The organism is Psittacicella hinzii (assembly GCF_003585885.1).
In the GTDB taxonomy this organism is placed as follows: domain Bacteria; phylum Pseudomonadota; class Gammaproteobacteria; order Enterobacterales; family Psittacicellaceae; genus Psittacicella.
Window position 1 is genome coordinate 1 of the sequence record NZ_NRHC01000023.1, and the last position, 5082, is coordinate 5082.

Consider the following 5082-nt stretch of genomic DNA (forward strand, 5'->3'; position numbering starts at 1 on the left):
AGAAGGGCAGTCTGCCCTGCTAGAAATCGACGTAACCTAATGTTATTTAGTAATTTATTTAGGAGAAAATGATCAATTTCGGGAATCCCTATATAAAGAAATTAGTAATTTATTACTTACGACAGTTCTCTTAACTTTCTTTAGTGACCCACACTGCTTTGTAATTTATTTTTTATAACAATTAGCTCTTGGATTTTTAATCCTTTTTATTCCCTTTAGTTTCTTTACAACTTCTCTCCAACTTCTTACATTATGCCGACTTATGCCTACTAATGCTTACTAGCTTTCTCCTATAAAATTCCTCCTAACATAAGCACATAAGCATAACTTTCAAGAATAAGCATTACACTCAAATTCAAATAACAAGCAAGACAAAAGAAAAGAGGCAAGTCGTACTTCGACCTACCTCTTACAACTAATGCTTAAATTTCTACTTATCAAAATCTCTGTTTAAATTTACTTGTGAATCCTTATGGCGCTTTTGCTGGACTTTTTTCTGGATCAGCTTTCTTGTCCACTTCTGGATCTTGTAAATTCTCCTGATTCTGAGAAGTTTCTTTACTACCTTTAAAAGCATCTGTTAAACGTTGGAATGAATCTAAAATTGCTACTCCTGTTCTTTGTAAAGCACTTGCTTGGCTAATACTATCAATCCAAGCAAATAGTTCGGCAGTAGCGTAGTTAATATTCGATGCTTGGTTCCATGCAAATTGGAAATCAACAACTAAACCAGCATCAGTTAATTGTTGCGCAAAAATAACAGGTAAAGCAATCGGGTAAGAACTATCAAAAGTTCCCTGTCTGATCCACCAGTATTTGGTTAAATTAGCTGCCGTAGCCTTGTCTAAGTTAGCTAGGTGATAACTTGGATTAAAGTTATTTACTAAAGCTAAAGGAGCAACAAAGTTTTGCTCTTTAACTTTCTCTTCTTTAACTTCTTGCTTACTGTTATCCTGCTCATTATTTTGTTGAGCAATCTCTGGCGCAGAAGTTTGCTCGCTTGCCTTGGCAACATCTTGAGCTTCTTGCTCTACTTGTCTTTCTTGCTCTTGCTGTTGGGCAAAATATTCATCTCGTAAGTAAGACCAAGCAAAATGTCTTGCTGCAACTTTCTGATCACCAAATAAACGGTTATACGGAGAATCTAAATCTAACTTATCGAATGACCAAGGAAACTTAGTTCTGCCAACTTCAGCTTGATAAAGATAGCTATCAACTTTAACTACTTTACCATTTTCAACTGTTAACCAAGGGTAATCAGTTAAATCCAGTTGTGGATTATTTACTAAGGTATCCTTAGCTTCTAGAAGTAAAAGTTGCTCAACTAGCTCTCTAAAACTTCCAGTACCGTCTTCATTAAGAGTATAAGGAGTTTTACTTCCTCCTAAATTTAAAGAGTTCACATAAGTCACAAACTCACGTTGTAAAACTTGACTTTGCTCTAATTGCTCTGCAGTTAAATCTATTGCACGCGATAAACCAAGCATCCCCGGAATTGGTCTTGCTTGCACTTCTTGAACATTACTATAGCCCCATTCATAAGCCATATCGGCACTCGAGAGGTTTAAGTGAGGAGAGTACATAGCTACCGCATGCACTTGACTATTTGCTTGAGCAACTCCTAGATTAGCAAAATCTTCTTGATATAAACTGTCGTCCTGATTTAAGCCAACTAAAGCACCGACATTAGCACCACCGTGGTTAGCAAGTACCACAATACGCTCTGGGTTACCTTGAATTACGTTACCGTTAGCTTTAATGTACTTAATAGCAGCTTTTAAATCAACTAAACTAGCTGGAGTTTTACCTACAAATTCTTTTTGTTCATTCTCTAGTTCGAAGCCACGACTCCCTACTGTTACTACAACATAACCGTGGGCTAGGGCTTGAGCAATAAACTCTTTAGTCTCTGTAAGGTCTTCTTGATCTAATTGTGCAACCTCTTGTTCAACTTTTTCTGCTTGCGCTACAGGAGCATCAGTTTTAGGTGTTCCCTCAAGAGTACGTTGCACATTACGGATACCTGAACTAACTTTTTCGCCAAGACTGGTAAAACCATCTCGAGCTACTTGTACAAGATTACCAATTTGGTTTACTACTTCTTTACTCGTAGACAGATTTAGCTCTGGTAAAGTTAGATTGTGACTAGTGCCAAATACGATGTAACCTTTACCGTCAAGTTTTACTACTAGAGGCTCTTCCGTATTTTGTGGATTAGCTAATCTCTGTTTGAGGGCTTCTTCAGAAAGAAAAACTTGCTGCTCTTCATTACTCTGCATAGCTGAAGCTTCTTCTGCTGTAGAAGCTTCTGCTACTGTAGAAGCATTAGCTTCTCTTTCTTGTTGAGCTGGTTCGGCTTGCTGTTTAGCTTCTTTTTGCTCTGCTTGCGCTTGTGCAGTTTGCGAAGTTTGTTCGTCAGTAGAACTATTGTTTGATTCTGGAGTTTGTGCTTGATTTGTTTTGGTTTGTGGTGAAGGACTTTGTCCAACAATTTGCGCCATTAACTTTTCAGGAAACACTGCTTTAAAGTTATCAATCGCACTTATAACTAGGATTGGAGCGGTTAAACGCGTGTACTCGTTTAACTCCTTAGCTTCAATATAAGCTTGTGGAATGTAAATATTTAAAGTTTGGTAAGTAGCGCTCACAGGATTAGCGACATAGCTAACTCCTTCATAAGCACGCACATTCATAATTTGCTCACCAACTTTAATTCTTTTAACCACAAAGTTACTCTCTGGATTAAATTGCAGAGAATTACCTTGTTCTCCCCAGCTTTGTCCCGCTGTTAATGCTATTAAAGCTAATGCCCAAAGTTTACTTAAACGCATCCTAAAAACCTCTATAATCTCACTTTTTTCTTACCCCTATATTATACGCCATTAGGCAATATATTAATTTTTAAAAATTATCTCAATCAGTAGTAAAATATAAGTTAAAATAACTTTTAAGTAAGATAACAATTATTTTTATATGACAATAGCTAAAATTTTAGATCAGGTACATGTAGCTTTACCAGATAATAAATCATACGACATTGTAATTGGAAGCAACCTTTTAAACCAAGCAAGTTCTTTTACCCCTTATTGCCAAGGACGTGAGGTTTTAATTGTCACTAATCCAACAGTTGCGCAATATCATTTAGACTCTCTACTAGAAGGTCTAGGCTCAATGTGCGCAAAATTAAATGTTGTTGAAGTTATTGATAGTGAAGAAGCAAAAACTTCACCTTACTTAGAACAAATTTACACTACTTTACTCGAACATAACTATTCGCGTCGTTCATTAATTATTGCCTTTGGTGGTGGAGTAATTGGTGACCTTGCTGGTTATGCAGCTGCCACTTACCAAAGAGGAATTGAGTTTTTACAAATCCCTACTACTTTATTAGCACAAGTAGACTCATCTATTGGCGGTAAAACAGCAATTAACCACAAACTAGGGAAAAATATGATTGGTGCTTTCCACCAACCATGTAACGTTATCGTTGACCTCGAAGTATTAAAAACCTTACCAGCACGTGAACTTTCTGCAGGTCTAGCTGAAGTAATCAAATACGGCTTTATCTTCTCGAAAGAGTTTATTACTTATTTAGAAGAGCATTTACCATTACTTCTGGCAAAAGATCCAACAACCTTAGCTTACACCATTGCCCGTTGTTGTGAATTCAAAGCTAAAGTTGTCGCTGAAGACGAAAAAGAAGCTGGTGTACGTGCGTTACTTAACCTTGGACATACTTATGGGCACGCAATCGAAGCTCATCAAGGTTATGGCAACTGGTTACATGGGGAAGCAATTAGTACCGGTATGGTACTTGCAGCTCTAACTACTCTTAAATTAATTGAGCAAGGGCAAGAGGGATTAAACTTTACTGCAGACGACTTAGCTCGCGTAAAAAATCTTTTACAAGCTGCTAACTTACCAATTCATATCCCTGAGAATATGGATGCGCAAGCATTCTTAAAATATATGGCAAGAGATAAGAAAAACCTAGCTAATCAAATTGTTTTAGTATTGTTTGCCAGTCTAGGACAAGCTTATGTAGAAAAACATGTAAGCCCGCAAACTATCACGCAGATTATTGACGCTTATAGGAATTAATATGAAAGAATTTCTCTCATCCATATCTTATCCAAGCTTAAAAGAAGATGGCACTATTTTAGTTAACCCAGAAATTAGTTTAGAGCCATTAACTCCAGAACACTTTAGTCAAATGTGGTCTTCTATTCAAGAAAACCAAACATTTTTAGCAAAATTCTTACCATGGGCAAGAGTTGTTACTAAAGATAGCTTTGCCCAACATTTAGAAAGATCAGAAGAACTCTTTCGTAAAAACACTGTAAGAAACTACGCCATTCGCGTCAACAATAGCTCTTTTAAAAAAGAAATTGTAGGTTCAATTAGTTTAAAAGACATTACTTTTTTAGTTGGAGATAACTCTCCAGGTAATGCTAGTCTAGGCTACTATCTTTTTGAAAAAGCAACTGGACGTAACTTTATGCACGAGGCAGCGCAAGCTCTATGTGCAATTACTTATACTCATGATAATATTCAACGCTTTAGTATTATCGTTGATAAAGAAAACACTGCTTCGCGCAATGTTGCCCTTAAACTAAACGCTAAGTTCGAAGGTGAGTTACGTAAATATCATGGTAAAAGTCACTTACTGTACAGCTATGTTTTACCTGATGACTTTATTCAACAAAACGAGTTAATTAACGAACGCTTAACTTTAAGCGAAGGTTTAACTATTCAACCATTTGATTTAGAGTTAAATGTTGAAGAGCTTGCTGAAGTTACTAAACAAGCAAGAGAAAACCTCAATCATGCCGAAGCGCATAGCGCTGTTTCTCGTTTAGTAGAGCAAAGCAAAGCGCGAGCTATTGAAGAGTTCTCTGCTAAAGGTAAAGAAGTAGTTGAGGAAGTACTTAGTCTCAACGATGAAGTGGACTTTGATGATCAACAGACTGCAGCTCAAACGCAATATTCAACTGACGAAAACACTACAGAACAAGAACAAAAGTAGATGCTTTTGTCACTAATTTGAAAATTCACCATTAATCCTGAATTCCGCAAATGATA

Annotated in this window: 3 protein-coding genes; 2 read left to right on the forward strand and 1 reads right to left on the reverse strand. The window is 36.7% G+C overall.

Features of this window, described 5'->3' with window-relative positions:
• Window positions 1-470: 470 nt before the first annotated feature.
• Window positions 471-2831 carry a hypothetical protein gene (locus CKF54_RS02055; protein ID WP_119524624.1) on the reverse strand — a complete coding sequence of 787 codons (2361 nt, stop codon included), beginning with the start codon at window positions 2829-2831 and terminating at the stop codon, window positions 471-473.
• Between the two features lie 142 nt (window positions 2832-2973).
• Between CKF54_RS02055 and aroB the strand changes: the two genes are divergently transcribed.
• Both aroB and CKF54_RS02065 read left to right on the forward strand, forming a co-directional pair.
• A complete protein-coding gene (gene aroB / locus CKF54_RS02060; protein WP_119524625.1) occupies window positions 2974-4101 on the forward strand; it encodes a 3-dehydroquinate synthase in 1128 nt (375 codons plus the stop codon).
• Window position 4102: 1 nt separating this feature from the next.
• On the forward strand, window positions 4103-5026 hold the full coding sequence (locus CKF54_RS02065; protein WP_119524626.1) for a GNAT family N-acetyltransferase: 924 nt from the start codon (window positions 4103-4105) through the stop codon (window positions 5024-5026).
• Window positions 5027-5082: the final 56 nt, after the last annotated feature.